Annotated in this window: 22 protein-coding genes; 3 read left to right on the top strand and 19 right to left on the bottom strand. The window is 51.7% G+C overall.

From position 1 onward, the window contains the following. From EHN07_RS04370 to tar, 4 genes are read right to left on the bottom strand one after another with little or no spacing between them, the layout of a single operon-like run. Positions 1-1,050 (bottom strand): protein-glutamate methylesterase/protein-glutamine glutaminase, encoded by a 1,050-nt coding sequence (locus EHN07_RS04370; protein WP_124022976.1) that lies wholly within the window; start codon positions 1,048-1,050, stop codon positions 1-3. Then, positions 1,047-1,913 carry a protein-glutamate O-methyltransferase CheR gene (cheR, locus tag EHN07_RS04365; RefSeq protein ID WP_124022975.1) on the bottom strand — a complete coding sequence of 289 codons (867 nt, stop codon included), beginning with the start codon at positions 1,911-1,913 and terminating at the stop codon, positions 1,047-1,049. The genes EHN07_RS04370 and cheR overlap by 4 nt, the downstream gene beginning before the upstream one ends. Before the next feature lie 19 nt (positions 1,914-1,932). Next, positions 1,933-3,537: a methyl-accepting chemotaxis protein gene (locus tag EHN07_RS04360; protein ID WP_124022974.1), complete on the bottom strand. Its 1,605-nt coding sequence runs from the start codon at positions 3,535-3,537 to the stop codon at positions 1,933-1,935. Between the two features lie 42 nt (positions 3,538-3,579). Then, on the bottom strand, positions 3,580-5,241 hold the full coding sequence (gene tar, locus EHN07_RS04355; RefSeq protein ID WP_124022973.1) for a methyl-accepting chemotaxis protein II: 1,662 nt from the start codon (positions 5,239-5,241) through the stop codon (positions 3,580-3,582). 384 nt (positions 5,242-5,625) lie between these two features. Between tar and EHN07_RS04350 the strand changes: the two genes are divergently transcribed. After that, on the top strand, positions 5,626-6,888 hold the full coding sequence (locus EHN07_RS04350; RefSeq protein WP_124022984.1) for a dicarboxylate/amino acid:cation symporter: 1,263 nt from the start codon (positions 5,626-5,628) through the stop codon (positions 6,886-6,888). A 103-nt stretch (positions 6,889-6,991) separates the two neighbouring features. Here the strand turns inward: EHN07_RS04350 and cheW are convergent, their stop codons facing one another. The 6 genes from cheW to flhD all read right to left on the bottom strand — a co-directional run bounded on the left by cheW (position 6,992) and on the right by flhD (position 12,403). Further along, on the bottom strand, positions 6,992-7,492 hold the full coding sequence (cheW, locus tag EHN07_RS04345) for a chemotaxis protein CheW (RefSeq protein WP_124022972.1): 501 nt from the start codon (positions 7,490-7,492) through the stop codon (positions 6,992-6,994). A gap of 29 nt (positions 7,493-7,521) precedes the next feature. Next, positions 7,522-9,513 (bottom strand): chemotaxis protein CheA, encoded by a 1,992-nt coding sequence (cheA, locus tag EHN07_RS04340; RefSeq protein WP_124022983.1) that lies wholly within the window; start codon positions 9,511-9,513, stop codon positions 7,522-7,524. A gap of 10 nt (positions 9,514-9,523) precedes the next feature. Then, entirely contained in the window at positions 9,524-10,450 is a 927-nt protein-coding gene (motB, locus tag EHN07_RS04335; protein WP_124022971.1) for a flagellar motor protein MotB, read from the bottom strand. Next, positions 10,447-11,340 carry a flagellar motor stator protein MotA gene (gene motA, locus EHN07_RS04330; RefSeq protein ID WP_124022970.1) on the bottom strand — a complete coding sequence of 298 codons (894 nt, stop codon included), beginning with the start codon at positions 11,338-11,340 and terminating at the stop codon, positions 10,447-10,449. Before motA ends, motB begins: the two co-directional genes overlap by 4 nt. Positions 11,341-11,469: 129 nt before the next feature. Continuing rightward, positions 11,470-12,048: a flagellar transcriptional regulator FlhC gene (flhC, locus tag EHN07_RS04325; protein ID WP_124022969.1), complete on the bottom strand. Its 579-nt coding sequence runs from the start codon at positions 12,046-12,048 to the stop codon at positions 11,470-11,472. Between the two features lie 4 nt (positions 12,049-12,052). Continuing rightward, positions 12,053-12,403, bottom strand: coding sequence for a flagellar transcriptional regulator FlhD (flhD, locus tag EHN07_RS04320; protein ID WP_208646977.1), 351 nt, complete (start codon positions 12,401-12,403; stop codon positions 12,053-12,055). Positions 12,404-13,297: 894 nt separating this feature from the next. On the opposite strand from flhD, the gene EHN07_RS04315 reads away from it, so the two are divergent. Then, positions 13,298-13,627 carry an adenine nucleotide alpha hydrolase family protein gene (locus EHN07_RS04315; RefSeq protein ID WP_425267168.1) on the top strand — a complete coding sequence of 110 codons (330 nt, stop codon included), beginning with the start codon at positions 13,298-13,300 and terminating at the stop codon, positions 13,625-13,627. An 87-nt stretch (positions 13,628-13,714) separates the two neighbouring features. On the opposite strand, the gene otsA is transcribed toward EHN07_RS04315, so the two are convergent. From otsA to EHN07_RS04270, 9 genes are all read right to left on the bottom strand, one after another. After that, entirely contained in the window at positions 13,715-15,139 is a 1,425-nt protein-coding gene (gene otsA, locus EHN07_RS04310; RefSeq protein WP_124022967.1) for an alpha,alpha-trehalose-phosphate synthase, read from the bottom strand. Further along, entirely contained in the window at positions 15,114-15,917 is an 804-nt protein-coding gene (otsB, locus tag EHN07_RS04305; protein WP_124022966.1) for a trehalose-phosphatase, read from the bottom strand. The genes otsA and otsB overlap by 26 nt, the downstream gene beginning before the upstream one ends. A gap of 157 nt (positions 15,918-16,074) precedes the next feature. Beyond that, positions 16,075-17,340: an HAAAP family serine/threonine permease gene (locus tag EHN07_RS04300; protein ID WP_124022965.1), complete on the bottom strand. Its 1,266-nt coding sequence runs from the start codon at positions 17,338-17,340 to the stop codon at positions 16,075-16,077. Positions 17,341-17,548: 208 nt separating this feature from the next. After that, positions 17,549-18,538 carry an L-arabinose ABC transporter permease AraH gene (gene araH, locus EHN07_RS04295; protein ID WP_124022964.1) on the bottom strand — a complete coding sequence of 330 codons (990 nt, stop codon included), beginning with the start codon at positions 18,536-18,538 and terminating at the stop codon, positions 17,549-17,551. 14 nt (positions 18,539-18,552) lie between these two features. Beyond that, a complete protein-coding gene (araG, locus tag EHN07_RS04290) occupies positions 18,553-20,067 on the bottom strand; it encodes an L-arabinose ABC transporter ATP-binding protein AraG (protein WP_124022963.1) in 1,515 nt (504 codons plus the stop codon). A 110-nt stretch (positions 20,068-20,177) separates the two neighbouring features. Continuing rightward, positions 20,178-21,167 carry an arabinose ABC transporter substrate-binding protein gene (locus EHN07_RS04285; RefSeq protein ID WP_124022962.1) on the bottom strand — a complete coding sequence of 330 codons (990 nt, stop codon included), beginning with the start codon at positions 21,165-21,167 and terminating at the stop codon, positions 20,178-20,180. A gap of 480 nt (positions 21,168-21,647) precedes the next feature. Continuing rightward, complete coding sequence (locus EHN07_RS04280) at positions 21,648-22,853, bottom strand: glycoside hydrolase family 88 protein (protein WP_124022961.1); 1,206 nt, start codon at positions 22,851-22,853, stop codon at positions 21,648-21,650. A gap of 14 nt (positions 22,854-22,867) precedes the next feature. Then, a complete protein-coding gene (locus EHN07_RS04275) occupies positions 22,868-24,148 on the bottom strand; it encodes an oligosaccharide MFS transporter (protein WP_124022960.1) in 1,281 nt (426 codons plus the stop codon). After that, positions 24,145-24,411 (bottom strand): hypothetical protein, encoded by a 267-nt coding sequence (locus EHN07_RS04270; protein ID WP_124022959.1) that lies wholly within the window; start codon positions 24,409-24,411, stop codon positions 24,145-24,147. Before EHN07_RS04270 ends, EHN07_RS04275 begins: the two co-directional genes overlap by 4 nt. 224 nt (positions 24,412-24,635) lie before the next feature. On the opposite strand from EHN07_RS04270, the gene EHN07_RS04265 reads away from it, so the two are divergent. Further along, positions 24,636-25,505 (top strand): AraC family transcriptional regulator, encoded by an 870-nt coding sequence (locus EHN07_RS04265; RefSeq protein WP_124022958.1) that lies wholly within the window; start codon positions 24,636-24,638, stop codon positions 25,503-25,505. Positions 25,506-25,758 lie beyond the last annotated feature (253 nt).

The following is a 25,758-nucleotide window of genomic DNA, read 5'->3' as shown; positions in this document are numbered from 1 at the left end:
TTAAATACGTATTGCCTGTCCGGCACTAATTTTTATCAACATCTGTTGACTGATTTCGCTTAAATCGACCACTTCGCTAACGCCACCACTATTAATGGCCTCGCGCGGCATGCCGAACACCACACAACTTGCTTCGTTTTGGGCGATAGTCCATGCCCCGGCTTTATGCATTGCCAGCATCCCGGCGGCACCGTCATTCCCCATTCCTGTCAGAATCACGCCCACGGCATTGCGCCCGGCGAACTTCGCGACGGAATGGAACAGCGCATCCACCGCCGGACGGTGCCGGTTTACCGGTGGGCCGTCATGAATCTTGATTTGGTAGTTCGCCCCGCTGCGGGCAAGCTCCATATGTTTATCGCCGGGGGCGATGTAGGCGTGCCCCGGCAACACGCGTTCGCCGTCCTCCGCCTCTTTCACCGTTATCTGGCATAATTTGTTGAGCCGCTCAGCAAACGAGCGGGTAAACCCCGGGGGCATATGCTGGGTAATTAATACCGCCGGGCTTGATAGCGGCAGCGGTTGCAGCACGTGGCGGATAGCCTCGGTGCCGCCGGTAGAAGCACCGATAGCTATCAATTTTTCCGAGCTCAGCAGCGGCCCGGCTTTCAGCGCCATGGGGGCGGCAGCCGGCGCACGTGCCGCCAGCCTGGCCTTCGCCGCGGTGCGTACTTTTTCAGCAATGGTTTCGCTGTAGGCCAGCATCCCTTCACGAATACCCAACTGCGGCTTGGTGACAAAATCAATCGCCCCCAGCTCCAGCGCCCTTAACGTCACCTCAGAACCTTTACCCGTCAGTGAGGAAACCATCACCACCGGCATCGGGCGCAGGCGCATCAGTTTTTCGAGGAAATCCAGCCCGTCCATGCGCGGCATTTCCACATCCAGCGTCAGCACATCAGGGTTAAATTTCTTGATCAAATCACGCGCCACCAGGGGATCGGGGGCGGTAGCCACCATTTCCATGTCGTCGTGGCTGTTGACAATTTCGGTCATGATCTGGCGCATCAGGGCAGAATCATCGACGCACAGCACGGTTATTTTTGTCACGTTCTTTCCTTACTCAGCCCGTACACGGTCTGCCCGCGCAGCAAAAACTCACGGCTGAGGTTGCTGAAATTTTCCGAATGGCCGGCAAACAGCAATCCGCCCGGTTTTAGCAGCGGTACAAAGCGCTGCAAAATTTGCTGCTGCGTCGATTTATCAAAATAAATCATTACGTTGCGACAAAAAATGGCATCAAACGGCCCGGGAATGGATGCCTGCTTATCCAGCAGATTGACCGGTGCGAACTCCATATGGTTCATCACATCGCTGCGCACCCGTACCAGACCTGAGTGTGGCCCGGTGCCGCGCATGAAATAGCGCTGCATCTGGAGGGGAGCCAGCGTCTTCAGTTCATCCTGGCGGTAAATTCCGCTGCGCGCTTTCTCCAGTACCTGAGTGTCGATATCGCTGGCGAAGACTTTCCAGCGCCCCGGCGTCAGCCCCTGCACATCGGCGAGCGTAATGGCGATGGAGTACGGCTCTTCTCCGGTCGAGGCCGCCGCACTCCAGACTTTGTACTCCCCACTCCGTTTGCGCGCATGTTCGGCAAGGATTGGAAAATGGTGGCCTTCGCGAAAAAACGCCGTCAGGTTGGTGGTCAGGGAATTAATGAACGCCTGCCATTCAGCATTACTGCCGTTGGCTTCCAGCATGCTCAGATAATGCCCAAAATCCTCCAGTCCCAGGGTGCGCAAACGGCGCACCAGACGGTTGTAAACCATGTCGCGTTTGTGATCGGCCAGCACGATACCTGCGCGCTGGTAAATCAACTGGCATATCCGCTGGAAGTGCGTGTCGGATAGCGGTAGACGCTGTGTCATCTGTAACATTAATGACGTTTGTCCAGGGGACAGGGGTGATGTCATAGCGCCTTCTCAGTCACAATCAGAGGGTAACGAGCGTCCCATTGGTTACTAAATCTCCGGTAGCGTCTTCCTGCCCGACGCTTTCCAGATTAAATACCGCGACCACACCGCTGAGGTGTTCAGCCTGGTTTGCCAGAGCATCGGTTGCCGCCGCCGCTTCTTCGACCAGCGCGGCGTTTTGTTGTGTCACTTGATCCATCTGGCTAACCGCGAGCGCAACCTGTTCAATACCGCGACGCTGTTCATCAGAGGCTGAGGCAATTTCGCCCATGATGTCGTTAACTTGTGTCACCGAGCGCACGATTTCCGCCATCGTAGTAGCGGCGGTGTCCACCAGCTGCGAGCCTTGCTGCACGCGGTTGACCGACTCTTCGATAAGTACCTTGATCTCTTTGGCCGCCTGCGCGCTACGTTGTGCCAGATTGCGCACCTCACCTGCAACGACGGCAAACCCACGCCCTTGCTCACCGGCGCGCGCCGCTTCAACTGCGGCGTTCAGCGCAAGAATATTGGTCTGGAAAGCAATGCCGTCGATAACGCTGGTGATATCGCCAATTTTCTTCGAACTGCCCGCAATATCGTGCATAGTGCGGGCGACGTTTGCCGCCTGCTGGCCGCCTTGCTGGGCGGTGTCTGCGGCACTGCGGGAAAGTTGCGCCGCATGGCGGGCGTTGTCGGCATTCTGGCTAACGGTGGCCGTCAGTTGCTCCATGCTGGCGGCCGTTTGTGCGAGGGATGCCGCCTGCTGCTCGGTACGCGAAGAAAGATCGTTATTCCCCGCCGCTATTTCTGCGATCCCCGTATGCATGGCGCTGCTGCCGTGGCGCACCTGGCTCACCGTCTCTTTCAGCGCCTGCTGCATGTTTTTCAGGCTACGGAAAATCTCGGAAATTTCATTACGCCCGGAGACGCTAATCGGGTGCGCTAAATCCCCTGCGGCAATGTGCTCAAAGTGGCTGCGCACCACTTCCAGCGGCTGTACCAGCATTCTGCGCGACCATAGGATCGAGCCAATCAGCATCAGAATGGCAATCAGCGACACGCTGGCAAAAATAATCGCTGAGATCTGGTAGTTCAGCCTGCTGTCTGCGCTCGATGCCGCCACGGTGTCATTGATGCTTTGCTGCCAGGCGTTAAAGTTGGCGTCAAAAATATCCTGCGATTTCTGAATCGGGGCGCTGAGGAAATCAGAAAGCTGGTTGCTTTCAAGCCAGGTAGCCTGGTGCTGTAAGTCATCGCGATAGGTGGCGTAACTCTGTTTGGTCGACGCCATCATCTCCTCACCTTCTTTATTTAAAAGAGGGATCTCAAGGAACTGGTTAAACAGCATATCCGCTTGTTTCAGGCTGCCACGAGCGCTCGCCATCAGGCGCTTAATATCTTCCGGTGGGTAGCTCAGCGCCGTGAGCGTGCCAGCACGGTTCAGAGCGGTGCTGGCCTGCAATAACGCCGAACGACTCTGGGTTAAGGTGTCGCGCTGCTGGTTGCCCACTTCAACCTTTTTTAAATTCTGAAAATCATCCCTGAAAGCCCAGAAGGAGAGGCCGTTACTACCAATCTGCACGACACCGCAGACGATTAAGATTAACAACAGCGTGGTTGAAATTCGGATACGGTTGAACATCTCAGTCCCTCAGCCGACACGTCTGTCGGCCATTAATGATGCTTAGAAAGTTTCCCAGTTGTCGTCATGCCCGCTGGCGGCCGGTTTACTCAATTTGAGTACCGGGGCAACGGGCATGGTGACGCTAACGGGAGGTTTTGCAGCCGGCTCCTTAATTAAACGGAAGGCGGCGACCAGTTGGCTTAATATGCTGGCTTGCTCTTCAAGTGCAGCGGCGGCTGACGCAGACTCTTCCACCAGTGAAGCGTTCTGTTGAGTCACGCGATCCATCTCGGAAATCGCCAGCGCCACCTGGTCGATTCCATGGCTTTGCTCATCTGAGGCGGAGGCTATCTCCCCCATAATGTCGGTCACGCGGGTTACCGCATTAACGATATCACTCATGGTTTCTCCGGCGCTTTCTACCAGCACGGAGCCGGTATCGACGCGGGAGACGGAATCCTCAATCAGGGATTTGATCTCTTTGGCAGCCTGAGCGCTGCGGCTTGCCAGGTTACGAACTTCACCGGCAACCACGGCAAATCCCCGCCCTTGCTCCCCTGCCCGGGCGGCTTCTACTGCGGCGTTCAGCGCCAGGATATTGGTCTGGAAGGCGATACCGTCGATAACCCCGGTAATATCGGCAATTTTCTTCGAGGAGCCCGCGATGTCATGCATGGTTCTCACCACGCCATCAACCACTTTGCCGCCGCGCTGAGCGGTTTCGGATGCGCTCAGCGCCAGTTGCGATGCCTGGCGGGCATTTTCCGCATTCTGTTTCACCGTCGCGGTGAGCTGCTCCATGCTGGCGGCGGTTTCTTCAAGTGATGCCGCCTGTTGTTCGGTTCGGGAAGAGAGATCGTTGTTGCCGGCGGCAATTTCCGTCGCCCCGCTGTAGATGGCGTCTGAACCATCACGCACGCTGCCAACGGTAATAATCAGTTCTTGCTGCATATGGCGCACGCTGGACGTCAGCTCGCTGATTTCATTGCGGCCGGTAGAAATAATATTTTCGGTGAGGTTGCCGTTGGCAATTTCCCGGATATGGTTAATCACCACCGCCAGGGGTTGCAGCAGGATGCGGCGTATACCAAACCACACCAGCACGATTACCGCCGCCAGCGCTAACGCAAGGCCAGCAATCTGCCATTTGGCAAAGTTGTAATCCTGGGTACTGGTAATAAAGGCGTGTTCATACATGCGCTCATTGAGCGCAATATAGCTGTCGTAGGCTTTCTCAAGGGCGTTTTGCTGACTCTGGGTGGACTGCGCAAAATAGGCATCCATATTGCCGCTTTCCAGATGTCCCACCAGTTCACCGAGCGCCCGGTTGTAATTCTGGTAGTCATTGTCAATATCCCGCACCAGCGCTTCCAGTTCGGGATTAATCGCCGGAATTTGTTTAAAGCGGGCGTAATGTTTTTGCGCTGCAAGAAGGGATTGTTTAGCGTTGTTAAGCAACTCGGTTTTGGCCGCGCTTTGCCCATTGCTGGCATCCATCGTCATGCGAGCCGCGGAACGGCTCAGGTGAATGCGCGTTTGCAGCATCAGCTCCCAGGTGTTTACCAGCTCTGACTGCTGAATGCGTAACTCTTTGGAAACTTTTAAAATATCGTTATTTTGTTTGAGTGAGTTAAAAAACATTCCGCCAGAGATGAGCTGAAGGAGTGCGAACACCACCAGCACCATCATCAGCATGGTGACAACGCGAATACGGTTCAACATATAACACCCTTTTAATGATTTCTTATCGGTGTTATCGGCATCACGAAACGGAACTTTAACGGAAACCAGGCGTACGCTGGATTAGCGCAAAAATTTATCATTGCTAATGGTTTTAAGACGTCTACCACGGATTCGCGCCCGTCATAAGGTGATTTATTAAGCGAAAACAAGGGCATCAGCAAAACTCAGTCCGTTTCCTTTATTGTAATCGTCCTGTTGCATCAGAATCATTGAATTAACAAATATGACAAATAGTAAAAAATAGTTGAATCCCGCGGCGCTTTGGTTCAATTTATGGGCCGAATAGATATTGGGTGCTCATAATTATTATATAAAGCTCAATAAGTTAATTAAATGTTACTCACCGACGGGGTTATTACGCAATTGTCCAGCTCAAACAAACTCACGCTATTTATTCTGCTTTTCATGTTTGCCGGGATCCTCTCTGGCGCGGCCATTCACGAATATGCTGCCGCTGAAAACGTTAAAAGCTATGCCGAAAACATCACGCTGTTTACCGATATCTTTTTACGCCTGATCAAAATGGTGATAGCCCCGTTGGTGTTCAGCACCCTGACGGTCGGCATTATGAAGATGGGCGAAACCTCTACCATTGGCCGCGTGGGCGGCAAAGCGATGGTCTGGTTTGTCTCCTCTTCCATCCTGTCGATTCTGGTCGGTTTGTTTATCGTGACTATCCAGCATCCGGGTACGGGAATGAACCTTCAGGTACCCGCCGGCGATGTGCAGACGGGTCTTGCGGTCAGCGGTATGAATCTGAAAGCGTTCATCTCGCATACCATTCCAACCAGCATCGCAGGCGCGATGTCGAACAACGAAATCCTGCAAATTGTGGTGTTCTCGCTGTTCTTCGGTATTGCGGGTGCCTCACTTGGGGAGAAATTTAATACGCCATTAGTGGCCGCCCTGGATGTGGTTTCACACATTATGCTGAAAGTGACGGGCTACGTGATGTACGTTGCGCCACTGGCCATCTTTGCGGCGATCTCATCGGTTGTGGCAACGGAAGGCCTGGGCATTTTGCTGAACTATGCCTCATTTATTGGCGGCTACTACCTCGCGATTATCCTCACCTGTATGGTGCTGGTTGGCGTCGGCTATATGGTGCTCAAGCGCGATGTGTTCCGCCTGATTGCGATGCTCAAAGATCCGGTGCTGGTGGCATTTACCACCAGCAGTTCAGAGGCGGCCTACCCAAAAACTCTCGATCAGCTGACCCGTTTTGGCTGCTCGCGTAATATTGCCTCTTTTGTGCTGCCGATTGGTTATTCATTTAACCTGGTGGGCTCAATGGTCTACTGCTCGTTTGCTTCCATGTTTATCGCGCAGGCTTATAACATCCATCTGACATTCTCTGAAATTATGGTGTTAATGCTGACGTTAATGCTGGCTTCTAAAGGTATTGCCGGCGTGCCGCGTTCGGCGCTGGTAGTACTGGCAGCAACCATCCCAAGCTTCAATATTCCGGTTGCGGGTATTTTACTGCTGATGGGTATCGATCACTTCCTCGATATGGGGCGTTCTGCGATTAACGTGCTGGGAAATGGCGTGGCTACCGCGATGCTGTCGAAGAATGAAGGCGAAATGGAAGAAGAAGTGGAAGCAGGCGAACGCGTAGAAGCGTGAGTTGCTTTTGATAGCGGCGGACTGACAATAGCGCTTCCGCCCGACAATTAAATAGCGCGTTTTTTGTCGCCCGGGAGTGCATTCGCCGCACCCGGGCGACAATTTATGCCACGCGCGCTGCGCTATCGATAAGCGCCATCTCTTCACTGTTCAGCAGCTTCTCAATATTCACCAGAATCAGCATTCGATCGCCCAGAGCACCGAGGCCGGTAAGATATTCCGTTGACAGCGTCACGGCAAATTCCGGTGCCGGACGGATTTGTTCCGCGCTCAGAGACAGCACGTCTGACACGCCATCGACAACGATGCCCACCACGCGCTGGCCGAAGTTCAGCACGATAACCACCGTGTTATCGTTATACTCCACCCCTTGCTGCTCAAATTTAATTCGCAGGTCGAGAATCGGCACAATCACACCGCGCAGGTTCGTCACCCCCTTAATAAATGCCGGAGTGTTAGCGATACGCGTCACCTGGTCGTAGCCACGAATTTCCTGCACTTTTAGGATGTCGATCCCGTATTCTTCATCACCAAGGGTGAAGACCAGAAACTCCTGTCCTACCGTTTCTCCGGTCAGTTTTGTCACATTGGTTAATCCAGTCATTTTCTTATCCTGTTCTTAAGCCCGAAGGATCAGGCGGCCTGGCCATTCAGGCGTTGTTCACGGTTCAAACCCTGCAGCGCGGAGACGTCAACAATCAGCGCCACGCTGCCATCACCGAGGATGGTGGCGGCAGAAATACCCGGCACTTTGCGGTAGTTGCTTTCAAGGTTTTTCACTACCACCTGATGCTGACCAATCAGCTGATCGACCAGCAGCGCATAGCGCCGCCCTGCGCTTTGCAAAATCACCACAATGCCCTGGGTCGCTTCAGTTTTTGCACCAGCCACATCGAATACTTTCCACAGCTCAACCAGAGGCAGGTATTCACCGCGCACTTCCAGTACCCTTTCACCACCGGCCAGCGGATGCAGATCGTCTTCTTGCGGTTGTAACGATTCCATCACCGCGTTAAGCGGCAAAATAAACACTTCGTCGCAAACTTTGACCGACATACCGTCAAGGATCGCCAGCGTCAGCGGCAGCATAATACGGATTGTGGTGCCGACCTGCGCCTGAGATTTAATTTCAACATGGCCCCCCATTTGCTGGATATTACGTTTCACCACATCCATGCCCACGCCGCGCCCGGAAACGTCTGTCACCTGTTCAGCCGTGGAGAATCCCGGGGCAAAAATCAACATCCCGACTTCATCATCAGACATGTTTTCATGCACCGCCATGCCCTGTGACAGCGCTTTGGCAAGAATGCGTTCACGATTAAGTCCCGCACCATCATCGGACACTTCGATGCAGATATTGCCCCCCTGATGTTCGGCAGAAAGTATCAGATTACCCACTGCCGACTTCCCGGCGGCCAGCCGTGTTTCTGGGGTTTCGATACCGTGATCGAGGCTATTGCGCACCAGGTGCGTTAACGGATCGATAATGCGTTCAATGAGGCTTTTATCCAGTTCAGTGGAACTGCCCTGCAGCGTCAGTTCCACCTGTTTATCCAGTTTGCCTGCCAGATCGCGCACCAGCCGCGGGAAGCGGCTGAAGACGTACTCCATAGGCATCATACGAATCGACATCACCGATTCTTGTAAATCACGGGCGTTACGTTGTAACTGTCCCATGCTGGTAATCAGCTCGCCGTGCTCAACGGGATCTAATGCGTTGGAGCGCTGAGCCAGCATCGACTGGGTGATCACCAGCTCGCCCACCAGGTTAATCAGCCGATCGACCTTTTCAACCGCTACGCGAATGCTGCTCGATTCGCTGACGCGCGTGGGCTTGGTTTCTCTTTCCATACGTGCAGCCGCAGGGGCTACTGCTACTGGCTGTGGGGGGGTGGCGACCTGTGCAACCGGCGCGTCAACAACCGCAATTTCGGCAACTGGCATAGTCGCGGTAAGAGGCAAAAATTCGATTTGTTCCGGCTCAATAACGAAACAGAGCACCGCGCTGATGTCATCGGCGCTGACGGTCGTTTCTATTGTGGCGGTGACCGTGCTTTCACCTTTCGAGACATCGCTTAGGGTGCCGAGATTGCCCAGCTCTTCAAGCAACAGGTCAAGTTCAGTGGGTTTAAGACCGGTGATGGCAATGCGCAAATGTCCATCGCAGGCAGGGGCAGCATCGGCACTCTCTTTTTCAACAACCGTCAGTTTTGCAGGCGGTGCTGGCGTTTCGCCTTTGGCTTCCAGCGCCAGCTGGCGCAACGCCTTGCAGATATAATCAAAACTTTCCGCGTCCGGAAGCTGTGAGTTTTTATAAGCGTCCAACTGTTCTTGCATAATATCTTTGGTTTCCAAAAACAGGTTGATGATATCGGTGCTGAGCTGCATCTCTCCACGCCGCGCGTCGTCGAGCAGGTTTTCCATTAAATGCGTGGTTTCCTGCAAAACGGAGAAACCAAAAGTTCCCGCGCCCCCTTTAATCGAGTGTGCGGCACGAAAAATGGCGTTCAGCAGTTCTGAATCCGGCGCATCGGGCAGCAAATTCAGCAAATGCTGTTCCATATCGGCCAGCAGCTCGTCGGCCTCGTCAAAAAATGTCTGGTAAAAATCGCTGATATCCATACTCACGCTATCACCTCGTACCGGGTTGTGGCGGTAATGTGTTCTGCGCCGGTTCCACGGCTGCAGGCTGTTGGAGAAGACTTATTGGCTGATTATCACTCTCGGCGTTTTCGTGCACGATGGCCTCTTCGGCTTGTTTATTCAGCACCAGCAAACTGATACGGCGGTTGATCGCATCGCCAGGCCCTCGATTCGTCAGACGCATGGTGGATGCCATCCCCACGACGCGCAGCACTTTGCCGTCAAGCAGGCCGCCCGACATCAGCTCGCGCCGCGAGGAATTTGCCCGATCGGCGGAGAGCTCCCAGTTGCTATAACCACGTTCGCCCATGGCGTAGGGCAGATCGTCCGTATGGCCGGACAGACTAATTTTATTTGGAATATCATTCAGTAACGGTGCAATGCTGCGCAAAATATCGCGCATATAGGGTTCAACTTCGGCACTGCCATTTTTAAACATCGGGCGGTTCTGGCTGTCGATTATTTGTATTCTTAACCCCTCCTGCACCAGATCAATTTGCAGATGGGGACGCAGCGCGCGCAGCCTGGGATCGGCATCAATCAGCTGATCCAGTTTGTCGCCCAGGCGCTTGAGACGGCTGGACTCCATCCGCTTTCTGAGCGTTTCAATATTGGGCTCTCTTTTCACTTCGCCCTGCTGCCGGGTAACATCATCACCGCCGCCGGGGATCGGGCTCTGGCTGTCGGCAATGCGTTGCCCCCCGGTAATCGCGGCGGAAAGCGGCGTACGGAAATAGTCGGCAATTTGCGCCAGTTCTTTAGGGCTGGAGATGGAAATCAGCCACATAACCAGAAAAAAAGCCATCATTGCGGTCATAAAATCGGCGTAGGCAATTTTCCATGAGCCGTGCGCGCCGCCATGTCCTTTGTGCTTGCGGCGTTTTACGACAATAATGGGGCGCGCATTGTGCTTCATACTTCTTCTTCCGTGGCGCGCTGCTGCGCATTCGGAGAACGCACGGCGCGAACATGTTCTTCAAGTTCGACAAACGAAGGACGCTCGCTGGAATAGAGCGTTTTACGACCGAACTCAACCGCAATGGGCGGTGCATAACCGTTAAGGCTTGAGAGCAAGGTGACTTTTACACACTGCATCATCTTGGTCGTTTCGGCGCTTTTCTGGCGCAGAACGGTCGCCAGCGGTGAAATAAAACCGTAAGCCAGTAAAATACCGAGGAAGGTTCCGACCATGGCGTGGGCAATTAACGCGCCAAGTTCTGCCGCGGGTCGGTCGGCGGAAGCCAATGCATGCACCACCCCCATAACCGCCGCCACGATACCGAATGCCGGGAGCGAATCCCCCATAATAGCCAGGCTATTGGCCGGTATTTCCGCCTCACTTTCGTGAGTCTCGATCTCTTCATCCATCAGCGCTTCAATTTCGAAGGAGTTCATATTTCCGCTGATGATCAGACGCAGATAATCAGTAATGAATTCCAGCATCAGCGCGTTGGCTAAAATGCGTGGATAGCTGGCAAAGATTTCGCTCTCTTGCGGATTTTCAATATCATTCTCCAGCGAAAACATTCCCTGCTGGCGTGACTTTGTCATCAGACGATACAGCAGGGCCATAAGATCCATATAAATGCTTTTGGTATATTTCGAGCGGCGAAAAAGTAATGGCAAAGCTTTTACCGTAGCTTTAATGGCCTTACCGTTATTACCGACGATAAAAGCTCCCACCCCCGCTCCAGCAATGATGATAAATTCAGCTGGCTGATAGAGTGCGCCAAGATGACCACCGGTCATCATATAGCCGCCGAATACCGTCACCATTACGACCAGATAACCTATTACAATCAGCACGAGTACATCCTTCTGCTGTTAAATATGACGAGGAGTCACAAATCAGAGGTGAAAACAGCCGGGGCCCGGGCAAAAAAAAGCAGCGATAATCACTTATCGCTGCTGGAGTGTTTTTACCACACCGAACTGTTAAACGGCCTGTTTGACCTGTTCATCCAGCAGTTGTGGAATAATATCGGCAGTGTTGATAGAAAGTTTACGTCTTTTTACCGCTCGTGATGGCGGCTGGCATAAACTGCAGACAAAGCTGCCTGGGGGTTGGTGCGCGTGAGTAATAAAATTGCCGCCGCAGCAGTTACAGCGGCTTAATTCCAGCATGTTGCTTTCGACAAAACGCACCAGCGTCCAGGCGCGTGTCAGCGCCAACAAGGGGCCACCTTCTTGTGCGGGGCACTGCTCAAGGTATAAACGATAAGCCTTAATGACCGCATCAACACCGCTACATAACCCGGTGCGTAGCAAAAACTGCCAGCTGTTGCAGAACATAGAAGCATGAATATTTTGCTCCCACGTCATAAACCAGTCGGTTGAAAAGGGCAGCATGCCTTTCGGTGGCGGGCTACCGCGAAGCTCTTTATATAATTTGATCAAACGACCACGGCTTAATTGCGTTTCGCTTTCCAGCATCTGCAGCCTGGCTCCGAGGGTAATTAACTCCATCGCCAGTTGTATATCGCGGGCTTCCTGAACAATGCTTTTCTCGCTCATTTTGTCACGCCCTTTTTTTACGTGGCGCCTCGTCTGATGCGGACACCTCATTTAATAAACGGGTGGATAACAAAATGCCGGTATGAATTTGCTGTAAATCATCCACGCGCGAATCTTGGGTCAGGCGGCTAATAGTCTGGTTATCGTTGAAGCGGAATTGGCAGATTAGCTGGTTGGTTTCCGCTAATTTTACCATTTGCGGCAGGGTTAATTCGCTCAGGGAATTGGTCATCTCCTCGGTCATTCCCAGACGAAACATTGCCGAGGCTTTATCACTGCTAATAAGGCGTTGTGCAAGCAATAAGTACGATAAATTAATATCGTAGATATGTTTTAACAACTCGGATGTATGCATTGTGTTCATCCTGAAAAACTAACTTTTATACATGCGGCGTTGCCGCACCCCATGAGTCGCCGGAAAAATTTCGGTCAAAAGTCAAACAAAAAGCCAAAATCAATTGACTGATTAACACGCACTCAATCCACCGTTATGCAATGTGATTGCGACATCTTTGTTGGTGCGTTGTTATCTGAGAGTGAATTTCTATGAGAAAAATTAAGATTTTTCCTAATTCTGCGCAAACTCTACTCGCAGCCTTTTAGACATACAATGCGGTTGCCAATGAATTTTAATATTTATGTGACATATATCACACAAATTCACTTTATAAGCCCTCTAAAAACATCAGTACGGCTTTTATATTGCATAAATTAGCAGCAAATCCAAAATCTTCGTTACTTTTCCATGAAAAAACATTTTCCTGGCACCAACAATCCGATCACCCATCATCAACATCACTTCACAACGTTTATTTATTCTTTTGATTGGCATGGATATTTCTAAAAAAACGAATTGATTAACTAAAATAAACGCCATAAAAAGCATATTACGCTATAAAAGCGGGGTCTTTTGTTAGCGAAAAAGATTAATTCCCCGGCGAACAGTTCCCGCGAGACTATTTTGATAAAATAATAAAAAAGTCTGATGCTATTTTGCGCGATCGATGCATTCCACTGCCTGTACAACCGAAATTCATTAGCAATATTAATCTTTTTCCGAATGTAACCTCACATTTTAAGCGGGTACTGTCCTTGCGTAAAAAGGTAGGTTGTAGTAGGGAAAGCAGTTACCCGCAGGGCGCTCAAGCCGCAGGAGTTGCCATGAGTTCAATATATTCTGGTACCCTCGCCGTCAGCGTACAAAGCCAGTAGCTGCTGGCGAAAGCCGTTTCCATCACGAGGCCTGTAAATGGAAAATCACCTTGCTTACGCAGGCTTGCGATCCCGAACTTTATACTCAATTTGCCCCCCGATGATGGAGGATTTGCGTGAGTTAATGCTTGAGGAGATCCGGTTTTTTATTGATAAATTAATTTTAAAAACCAATATCCCTACTTATGACGGCATTATTATCACAGGCGAATTAAGCGCACATATTTTGCTAAAATGTAACCGCTGTTCGCTGGATTTAGTGATTTGTGACAACCATAACCAGCGTTTTTTTAGCAAAATAATTTGCTGCGCGAAGGCTGTTGTCGCTGCGAGTAAAATTGATGTATTGCTGGTGCCGCTGAGATAAGTGAAATTTAAGTTAACGACAAAATCAGGGGATGGCTCCCCGGCGAAATAACGTGATTTCACCAGGGCACTTCACTTGTCTTCATCCTCATGCAAGCTTTGGAAATGTTGCCACCTTCTTATCCAGATGCGATTTATCACTTCGCACCGCACACTGCTTTAGATCGCTAATAAACCTCTGCTGCCAGTGGTGAATATCATTCTTCTCAATCACCGCCATCATTTCGCTGTGGCGTGCGATACGTTCGGCTAAAGGCATGGTTAATGCCCGATCGAGCGCGCTGGCAACGTCATCGCGATCGTAGGGATTAACAATGAGCGCCGAAGATAACTCATTTGCCGCACCGGCAAATTTCGACAGGACCAACACGCCAGGATTAGCCGGGTCCTGTGCCGCCACATACTCTTTGGCCACCAGGTTCATACCATCACGCAGTGGTGTCACCAGCCCAACATCGGCATGGCGGAAGACTTTCATCACCAGCTTGCGATCAAAATGCTGATTTAAGTAGTACAACGGCGTCCAGCCCAGCTGCCCATATTTACCGTTGATGCGCCCCGCTTCCGTTTCCAGCTGATGACGAATATCCTGATAGGCCTGTACATCACCGCGTGAAGTTGGCGCGATTTGCGTGTAGCGAATTTTACCGTGATGCTGCGGGTAGTTTTCCAGCAGCGCTTCAAAAGCGAGAAAGCGTTCCGGCAAGCCTTTGGAATAATCCAGCCGCTCAACCGAGAAGATGTTTTTGATGCTTCCCAGCTCAGCCTTGAGCTGCGCCAGTTTTGGTGGCAGCGGTCCTTGAGCACTCTGTTTAATCTCTTCCGGCTCGATACCTATCGGGTAGACCTCGGTGCGGAAGGTGTTACCAAAAGCCTGATGCTGGTTGCTACCCTTATGGTCCAGGCGCGTCTGGCTTGATATACAGTCGAGAAAAGCGAGGCGATCGTTTTCCGTCTGAAAACCCAGTAAATCGTATTCGCACAGCGCTTCAAGTAACTCCTGATGCGGCGGCAGCGCGTTAAACACCTCCGGCGTCGGGAAGGGAATATGCAAGAAAAAACCAATGCGATGATTAAGCCCCTGCTTCCGGCACTGCGCCGCAAATGGCAGCAGATGGTAGTCATGAACCCACAAGATATCGTCGTTTTCCAGCAGCGGCTTTAGCTTACTCGCCAGTAGCGTGTTGACGCGGCAGTACCCTTCCCAGGCTTCACGCTGGTAATCAACCAGGTCCAGGCGATAGTGAAAGGCGGGCCAAAGTACGGCATTGGAAAATTGCAGATAGTAACTTTGATAATCTTCTTTACTGAGGTTGAATGAGGCCCAGGTGATATTACCGCGTTTACTCTTTTTTAATGGCGCGTCAGGATCGCCCACCTCACCGCTCCAGCCAAACCACAATCCGCCCGCCGTTTTTAGCGCGCCCAAAATGCCTACGGCCAGACCACCAGCGCTACTTTTTTTGTCATCCGGCGGCGCAATGCGATTAGAGACTACCACTAAGCGACTCATAACCTTCTCCCCGTAAAATGTCTGATTTTTGTTGTTCTATATGCTGCGTTAATCGGCCAAGCCAGTGATAAACCATGCGTACATTCGCCAGTCTGTATTTGGCCATCGTCTCACCGACACCCACTTTGATGGTGACGCCGCCCAGGGCATTAACCTGTTGAAACCCCGCTTCATCGGTCAGATCGTCACCAATAAAAACAGGTGTCCGGCCCGCAAACGGCGCTTCCTGCATAAACGAACGAATCGCCGATCCTTTATTAATGCCCAATGGTTTTAGCTCCACAACACACTTTCCCGGCTGCAAAGCCAGTTCCGGGTAACGCTGCGTCATTTGTTGCGCCAGTGCAAAAATGGCCTGTTGCGCGTAAGGCGCCTGGCGATAGTGCAGCGCGAAAGCCATACCCTTGGCCTCAAGTTCCGTACCGGGAAAGGCTAACAGCGCGGTGCTTAGCTGCTGTTGCAGCGCAGCCACGACCTGCTCCGGGAGCGTCACAATATGGGTGTTATCATTGATGTCGCGGCGCTCCGCTCCGTGCACGCCCGCCAGCGGGAAGTGAAAAGGAGTGGCGAGCCTGTCCAGCTCGGCCATTGAGCGCCCTGAAATCAATGCCAGTGCCCCACCGCTCATGACAGACATCTTTTGCAGCAATGTGCGCACCGCGGCGGGAATATAGACCTGATCCGGGTGGGGTTTGATTTCGGCAAGCGTCCCGTCAAGGTCGAAGAAAAAGGCAAGATTTCCTGAAAAGAGAGGCGGTACAGATGATACTTCAGCCACCAGCGGCTCCTCCTTAGATAATGAATATCCCTACCGTAACGGTAGATTATGATTAGCCATGTAAGTATAGACAGGGTGACGGGGGTCGCAATTTTTCCGGATAAATCGCCAGGCTACGTTCAGCCTGGCGTAGGAAAAGACAGGAAGAGAGGAGGGGTCAGAAGAAGCTGGCGATCAGACCTGAAATCGCCACCAGCCCCATTACGGTAACAAAGATATTGCTCGCTTTGCCGCGGAATTGCGCCAGCGCCGGCATTTTATGAATCGCATACATCGGCATGATAAACAGAATCATCGCGATAATGGGGCCGCCCAGCGATTCAATCATGCCAAGAATACTTGGGTTGAGGGTCGCCACCAGCCACAGGCTCAGCATAAAGAACAGCGCAATGGCTTTATTCAGCTGGCGATCGTCAAAGTGTTTGCCGTTGTGATGGGCAATTTTTTTCACCAGACCATGCAGGCCTTCACGCGCGCCAAGATAATGGCCGAAGAAGGAGCTGGAAATAGCCAGAATCGCCACCAGTGGACCAAAGATAGAGATTAACGGATTATCGAATTTGTTAGCCAGGAAGCTCAGCATCGAAATATTTTGCTGTTTGGCCGCCATCAGATCGGCTGGCGTCACGCTGAGCACGCAGCTAAAGACAAACAGCATCACAAAGGCCAGCAGAATGGTCGAGGTTTTACGCAGCGTCTGGCTCGCCTTTTCATCTGCCTGATTCCCGTATTCACGGCGTTGCGACAGGGCAAAAGAGGAGATAGCCGGGGAGTGGTTAAAGGCGAATACCAACACCGGAATAGTCAGCCACAGGGTGGTGGTGAAATCCATGGCGGTGGGCACCTGGGAAAGCGCCGCGGTGTTCCAGTGCGGCATCAAATACAGGGAGAGGAACAGTAAAATTCCCACCAGCGGGTAGACCATCAGCTCGGTGATTTTCAGCATCACTCGCTCGCTGGTTAGCATCACCGCCATCAGTGCGACAATCAGCACAATCGACAGGATCGCGCGCGGCGGCGGGGTCATGCCCAGCTGGTTGACCATCAGCGAGTCGATAGTGTTGGTGATGCCCACGCCGTAGATCAGCAGAATCGGGTAGATGGCAAAGAAGTAGAGCAGCGTGATTAAGATACCCGCTTTCGCACCGAAATGTTCTTCTACAACTTCGGTGATATCGCTGCCGGGGTTGCGTGAAGATAAGACAAAACGAGCGAGTCCACGGTGGGCAAGCCACGTCATGGGGCCCACGATAATGGCCAGCGCGACTAACGGCCAGAATCCCCCCATCCCCGCGTTGATTGGCAGAAACAGCACCCCTGCCCCCACTGCGGTACCAAAAAGACTCAGAACCCAGGTTGTATCGAACTTACGGTTGCCAGGAACGCGCACTTTACTGCTGGTGTAATTGACATCACTGCTCATTGGCTCATCTCCTTGAAGCCGAATTCAGGCTGCCGACTCTACTTTAGCCATGAAACTGTTACAGTGATTTACCTCTTACTTTGCAATAGTTTATGGAATGAACCACTAATCAGGCAGGGAATATCACATTTAATATCTGGATTTTCTGCCAAATAAAGATTAACCGGAAACTGTTTTTCAGGCGTTCCCGGCTAATCGATATCAACACTCAGACGGCGCGTTTGGCTTTCTGTTTATAGCGGTCGAAAATAACCGCCGCCAGCAGAATTAGCCCGCGCACCACATATTGCGAGAACGGTGAAATATTCAGCAGGTTCATGGCGTTTTCTACGGTACCAAGAATCAAAATCCCGGCAATCACATAAGAAATTTTACCGATCCCGCCCTTCAACGACACGCCCCCCAGCACGCAGGCAGAAATGACAATCAGCTCGTAGCCAATAGAGGTCATCGGCTGGCCGCTGGTCATACGCGAAGCAAGGATAATTCCTGCCGCAGCCGAGACTAAGCCTGAAAGAATAAAGATGATGATTTTGGTACGCACGACCGGCACCCCCGCCAGACGCGCGGCCTCTTCGTTACCGCCAATCGCCAGCGTATTGCGCCCAAAGGTGGTTTTATTGAGCAGGAAACCGAAGATTATCAGGCAACCCACCGTCAACCAGATGGGTGCCGGCAGGCCCAGCCAGTTAGCGTAGCCCAGGGTAAAGAAGCGCTCATCCTCGATGCCCACGGCTTTACCATCAGAAATAATATATGCCAGGCCGCGTACAATCTGCATCGTGGCAAGCGTGGTAATCAACGCGTTAATTTTCAGCCGCGCGATCACAAAGCCGTTCACCAGCCCGCTTAATATCCCAAGCAGTAACCCTGCCGCCACGCCAATCCACAGGCTTTCGGTCATGTTGATCGCCACCGCCGTAGTGACCCCCGCGCAGGCAATCACCGAGGCCACAGAGAGGTCGAAATCACCGGACGCAAGGCAGAACAACATGCCGCAGGCCACCATTCCCGACATCGAAATGGCAAGCCCTAACCCCTTCATATTCACAAAAGAAGAGAAATTGGGCACAAAGATAGCGCAGGCGATAAACAGCACGGCGAACACCACCAGCATGCCGTAGTTATCCCAGATACGTCCGAAACTCAGATTCGACGGCTTCTTCTTGCTGTTGCCCGATGTGGTTAATGCAGACATTTTTTTCTCCTTACTCAAGCGGCAGACGCGCTGGTTTTTGGCATCGCGAGGCCCAGGGCCTGTTGCTCACTGGCTTCGCCATGCAGTAATTCACCGGCAATTTCCCCTTCGCGCATCACAATAATGCGATCGGCAAGGCCCAGCACTTCGGGCAGGTCGCTGGAGGCAAACAGCACCGCCACGCCTTTGGCTGCCAGCGCATAAATCACGTTATAGATTTCGTGTTTTGCCCCCACATCAATGCCGCGTGTAGGTTCATCAAGCAGAATCACTTTCATCTCTTCCGATAGCCAGCGCCCTAAAATAGCTTTCTGCTGGTTGCCGCCGGAGAGATTCATAATCGGCTGTTCAGCCGAGGGAGTTTTGATCTTCAGGGAACGGATATGCGCTGCGGCGTTGTCACTTTCCCAGCGCTCGTTAATCAGGCAACCTGCGCTAACATGCTTGCGCCGCGCGCTGATATTGATATTGTCGCGCACCGAGTGCACCGGAATAATACCGTCAGCTTTGCGATCCTCAGGGCACAGCATCATGCCCGCACGTATCGCATCGGCGGGCTTATGGATATTGATGATATCGCCATCAATCAGCACCTTGCCGTCGGTGATACGTGTGCCGCCAAACATCCCTTTCATCAGTTCGCTGCGCCCGGCGCCGACCAAACCAAACAGCCCGACAATTTCGCCACTGCGCACCGAAAGCGAAATGGGTGTCCGCACGCCTGGCGCTTTTACGCTATCAAGACGCAAACGCTCGGCCCCGTATTCCCGGGGTTTCCAGCCATAGATATCCCCCAGTTCACGCCCGACCATCGCCTGCACCAGCGAGTCATGGTTGACCTGCTGCATATCGTCAAAAGTGCGCACGTAGCGCCCATCTTTAAAGACGGTAATGGCATCTCTCAGGGCAAAGATCTCTTCCATGCGGTGCGAAACGTAGAGGATCACCCGGCCTTCGGCGCGTAATTCACGGATCACGCGGAACAGGTTGTCAATTTCACGACGTGATAAAGAACTGGTCGGCTCGTCAAAGGCGATCACTTTTGCGTTACGCGCCAGCGCCTTGGCAATTTCCACCATTTGCCATTGGCCAATGGATAAATATTTAAGCGGCGTGCCCGGTTCAATATCCAGACCAAGATGTTCAAGCTGCAGTTTGGCTTCGTAATTGAGCAAGGAGCGGTTCACAAAACCGGCTTTGTGCGGAAGCTGCCCGAGGTAAATATTCTCGGCGACCGACATTTCCGGCACCAGGTGCAGCTCCTGATAGATTATGGCGACTCCGGCATTAAGGGCCGCAGGCGTGTCGGCAAAGGTGACTTCTTCGCCGCGCAGCACAATGCTGCCTTCGCTCGGCGCATAGTTCCCGCTCAGAATTTTCAGAAGCGTTGATTTTCCGGCGCCATTCTCCCCCATGAGTGCGTGCACCTGCCCGGCATAGCAGTCGAAACTGATGTCCTGTAAGGCTTTCACTCCGGGAAAGGTTTTGCCAATACCACGAAAAGAGAGATACGGTGTCTGGTGTTGCATGACATACCCCAATGTCGGATGACGTATGCGCTTATCCGACCAACAGTTTGTGTTTACGAGAGTGAGGTTTGGCTAAGGTGGATAAGCGCAAGCGCCATCCACCCAGGGGATTACTTACCGCCTAATCCTTTTTTCGCCAGCTCTTCTTTAAAGTTATCGCGCGTGATCAACACCACGTCGGTCACCTCGGTGAATTTTGCCGGCTCCACACCTTTGGTGACCCAGTTGTAGAGCATTTCGCTGCTCTTATAGCCGTGTACATCGGGGCTTGGCAGCAGAGAACCATAGAAGCCGGTGGCGCTGGCTTTCGACAGTTCGCTAACGGCATCCACACCGTTGATGCCGACGCCAATCACATCCGGTGCTTTAAAGCCCTGCCCTTCAGTGGCACGCACGCCTCCCAGCACGGTATTGTCATTCATGCCGACAATCAGCCAGTGTTTCACTTCCGGGTGCTGAACCAGCATGGAGTTAGCGGCGTCGAAGGCGCCTGGGATATCGTTAGACTTGGTAGGAACTTTGTAGATCTGCTTTTCCGGGAAACCGGCGGCTTTCAGGGCTGCCATTGAGCCAGAGGTGCGACGACGCGCGGTATCGAGTTCATCCGCCGTAATCGCCATCACCGCAGACGCTTTCACATCCCAACCGCGTTTCTGCATCTCTTTGTACAGCTCTTGCCCCTGGCGTTCGCCGATTTTAGTCGCCGCCATCATCACCAAAGGCACTGTTTCCATTGGCTTACCTTTGGCGGTAACAAACTGGTCATCAACAGCTATCACCTTCATGTCATAGCTTTTTGCTTTAGCGACGATCGCTGAACCGAGTTTGGGATCGGGCGTACAAATAACAAAACCTTTCGCGCCGCTGGCCGCCAGGCTATCAATCGCATTAAGGGTTTTCTCGCCATCCGGTACGGCAATTTTGATCACTTCAAACCCGAGGTCTTTCCCGGCTTTATCAGCAAATTTCCATTCGGTCTGGAACCAGGGTTCCTCCGGCTGCTTCACCAGGAAGCCCAGCTTCATGGTTTCTGCGATAGCGGATTGTGACATAACGGCAGCGATGCCAATTGCCGCCAGCGCTTTAGTAAATTTGTGCATGGTAAACTCCCGCTCAATTTTATTTTCTGTAGGGTAAGATTTAGTTAAAACAATCTATTAGCCGCATGAGATTTTTACTTTGTGGGCTGGGGATAGTTGTAGCGGGAAATTAAAAGTCCATAGGAGAGCGCAATCACATGGCAGAAATACAGTAAAACCGTGCATATATTCAGCAGCTAAAGCCATAAAATAAACGGTTATGTCGGACAAATAAAAAATGAATTAGCAGATTCATCCATAAATATAGCCAACGCATCCCTGCGGTTGAGCGGGCGACCAGAATTGATGAACCCCTCCGCGGCTTCCCATAACCGGGTCGGCTGTCGGTTTCGCCAGGCATCGCTTACTCCCGGTGAAAAGAGTCAGTATAGCCGCCAGCTTCTGTCATTGAACGGCTCTTACTACGGGTATTCACACAGAAAAGCGTACGTACATTTAACTGTCATAATATGGCCCCCGCACTACTGCGAGGGCCACAGCTTACCAGTAGAGGCTCCACGTCTGGCGCACACGCACCAGCGCTTCAAGATAGAAATAGTCTCCCCAACTACAGCACTCATCGACACCTTTACCGCTTGCCATATGGTACACCGAGTGCTTCAGCAGCCCCTCACAGGCTTCATCGTCCCGCGCCAGATAGTTATCGGTGAGCGACTCGATAATACGCAGCGCCATTTCTTCATAATGGGCACGGTGCTCATCCAGCGCTGGCAGCGCTTTCACCAGCTCCAGCAGGCCGCAGGCGGTAATTGCCGCCGCTGAGCTATCGCGTACCGCATCGGTTCCCAGCAGCGCCAGATCCCAGTGGCAAACATCATCTTCCGGCAGACGGTTGATAAAGTAATGCGCGAGGCTTCGGGCGAGCTCCACCATACTTCTATCGTCGGTATACCGCCAGGTAAGCAGAAAACCATAAATCCCCCACGCCTGTCCGCGCGACCAGCAGGAAGTATCACTGTACCCCTGATGCGTATTGCCAAATCGCGGTTCTCCGGTTACCACATCCATATAGTAAGTATGGAAAGTCGAGGCATCCGGGCGAACGATATACTTTGCTGCCTGCTGTGCGTGCGCCGTAGCAGCCTGCGCATAACGTGCGTCACCGGTTTGCTGGCTTGCCCAATAAAGCAGCGGAAGGTTCATATTACAGTCAATAATCATCCTCCCCTGCTGCTCTGGATCATTTAAATCCCCCCACGCCTGAATAATTTTCGCCACCGGGTTGTAGCGTTCCATCAAAATATCTGCGGCCTGTAATGCGGTCTGACGGGCCATTTCATTGCCGGTTAAGCGCCAGGCATTGACGCACGAAAGCGTATAGAGGAAGCCCAAATCGTGAGTCGCGGTTTCGATACGCTGGTCTAAACGCTGCGTAAAAGAGGGCAAATAGCGCTCTGCTGCCTGACGATACTTGTCATCGCCTGTCATCTCCCACGCCAGCCACAATTGCCCTGGCCAAAAACTGGTGGTCCACTCGTTATTCTCAGCAGGTTTCCACTTGCCGCCTTCACAGGCTTCGTTCGGGAATTTGTCCCCAACGATGACAATAATCTTATCCAGCTTGTTAGTGACGCTGTGCAAAGCTTTATCCAGCTTATGTCTCAGCGCCAGACGGTCTATCTGGTGTAATTCAATAGGGCGCAGTGGCTCGGTCACCACATTTTCAGTGACTAAAGTACGGGTCATAACGTTTCCTTTAATTAATGTTTTACCGGTTCAACCGGTACGGCGTCTAAATTGGGAGTGTTCGAGTGGAGTTCATCGCGTTTTGCCTGGCAATGCGAAAGGGTAAAAGCGGAAATCAGGGTGAATATCAGCGCGCAGCAGCCCATCATTAAATAGGTGTGTTCAAAGCCGATTTTGTCATACAGGTAGCCCGCGGGCGGTGCCACAACAACTGAGCCGACATAAATCATCGCCTGATAACCCAGCAAATACATAGTGGCGTTAACTTTCTTGTGGAAATGTTCGGCAATGTATTTAAAGACCGAAATCAGCAGTAATGCGATTTCTACTCCGTAGAACGGTTTGATAATGGATATCACCAACGGATCGGTTGTCAGGCCCGAAGCAATCAGGCGTAACCCTACTACGCAGCCGCATAACAACAGTCCTTTTTTGGCACCGTAATGATTCACCAGCACCGGAATAAACATCATCATCACGAATTCCATGCCGGACTGCACCGTGCTGAGGTAGCCGTACCACGCATTCCCCTGCTCTTTGGTGGCGAAGAACGAGACGAAATAGCGCGGGAACTGTTGCTCTGCTACAAACATCATCCAGGCCACTCCCGCCACATACAGGCTGAACATCCAGAATTTACGGTTTTTCAGCAGCATGAGCACATCCGTAAAGACGATTTTGTTCGCTGAAATCACATTGTTATTGCGCAGCTGTTCATCACCAATCTTCAGGCTAATCAGTACCAACAGCATCAATACCGAGGTGGTGCTGCTGACAAGGAAATTTGCCAGCGGCGTGTAGTTAAATAACAGACCGGATACCGAGGCTGCCATGGCCCAGCCGAGCGATCCCCACATGCGAATGCGCCCAAACTCGAGGCCGTACAAGCGGCTAAAGCGGTCAGCATAAGATTCAGATGCCGCAACGCCTGCGTACCAGCCGAGACTCAGGTAAAACGCCCCCGCCACAATACCGATGGTGGTGTGTGTCAGCAGCAGGGGCTGATAGACGGTCACGAAAAATGGTGCCATCAACGCCGAAATAACACAGACAAAATAGAGCAGCCATTTGCTCATACCGATTTTGTCCATGATGTAGCCATAGACCGGCTTCATCACTACCGCAAAGACGCCATTGATGGCGAAAACGCTGCCGATTGTGATGCTGTCTAAACCGACTTTTTGACTCAGCCACAGGGCATATAGCCCGAAGCTTGAAGACCAGGTGAAAAAATAAAGGAAGATAAAACTGCTCATTTTTATCTGCGCGGTACGCGTAGGTGTCGATATGTTCATTGGTGACTCTCCAGACTCAGGAGTTTGCTTTGATGACCCATCACCAGGCGTACAGCAGCCTCGCTGATAATGGCTTGCGGGCAAGATTGCGCCTCAAACGCGATGCCATCCCCTGCCAAAATGGCACTGATTAAAAGGTCGATACGGCTGGCATCTTTTTTAAATAATGGCGAAACGGTATTCAATAATTCACTCACCAACTCACGCAGATCGACCCTGCTTTTAAATGGGTTATTCAGGATGATATTTTCAGGTTGCACCATGTCCTCCCGTCAGACACGAGAATAAACTAAGTTATTGTTATTCATATTTTTAGTACGCTTTACGGCGCATTGAGACAAAGAGTAGCCGCTTTTAGTCACGCCTCAGAGTGAGCCGCATCACAAAAATAAACCGTTATTTCATATTCGCTGGATTTTTCTTTTTAGCGGGGTAATAAATTACAAACCATAGCGTAAAAATTTAAAATTATTGTCCTGGAGGGAAAATGAGTGAACCACAATTAATGGAGCGAATTACCCTCGACAGCCAGGTTATCTCATTTCATCGACTGCGGGCTTCCAGCGCCCGATATTATCACTGGCACCAGTGCGTTGAGTTTCTCTATATTTCAAAAGGATATGGCATCGTTGTGGTAGATAATCAACATTACACCGCACGCCCGGGGCGACTTTTTATCTTCCCGCCATTCCGGCTGCATAAGGTGCATGTCGATGCCAGCGATAAAAATCAGTATCACCGCACCACCATGCACATCGAACACTCTTCTGTTATCAGCACGCTGCTTGCGTTTCCGCGCCAGCAGGCACAATTTTCCGCCTTCTGCGCCAGCCATGTTCCGGCTCAGGTGTATGATTTAAGTGAACAGGCCGCATTTATGGAGGCCATTCTTGAGCAGTTCGACAAACTCGATCCTAATAGCCACTCCACGGCCAGCGATGTGGCGTTGATGGTGATGCAAATCATGGCTTTCCTGCCCGCTGTTCCCCAGCAATTTATCCCGCAACAACAAACCGTTGCGGCGCGCATCATGCATTGGATAGAGAACCATTACGGTGAGAAATTTGTCCTGGATGAACTGGCGCAATCCATCGGTTTATCTCGCAGCTATACCTCACGTGTTTTTCGCCAGCAAACCGGAGGCAGTATTCATGAATATTTACTGACGCGGCGCATTAAGAAAAGTTGCGATCTGCTGCGCACTTCTCCCCTAAGCATTGATGCCATCGCCCAGGAGGTCGGCTTTGTTGAAGCGACTTACTTTATTACCTGTTTTAAAAAAATGATGCTGCAGACGCCGTTGCAATATCGCAAATGGTCACGGGCTAAGCTGAGCAGACAACAAAATATGATCTGACACAATAAACTGCGGCATGACGGATGCATTATTCAGCGCTCAATCACAGCCACAATGAGTTATTTAAATTATGTTCGATAACAACCTACAAAGTTAACTACCAGACTGATGACAAGCCGCAAGCATTCTCACAAAGCGCGCCGGAGGTAGCCGTAAACAATAAGTAAAATAAATTAATTTTTGACTGACCATCGCAAAGAAGAAAAACGCGTTTCTTCTTTGTCAGTCATTTCCTCTGGCAGCTCGCTTATCG

It is taken from the genome of Buttiauxella warmboldiae (assembly GCF_003818135.1).
Classification (GTDB): domain Bacteria; phylum Pseudomonadota; class Gammaproteobacteria; order Enterobacterales; family Enterobacteriaceae; genus Buttiauxella; species Buttiauxella warmboldiae.
Note: the sequence above shows the minus strand (reverse complement) of the source record. Positions and strands in the feature narration are given on the sequence as shown.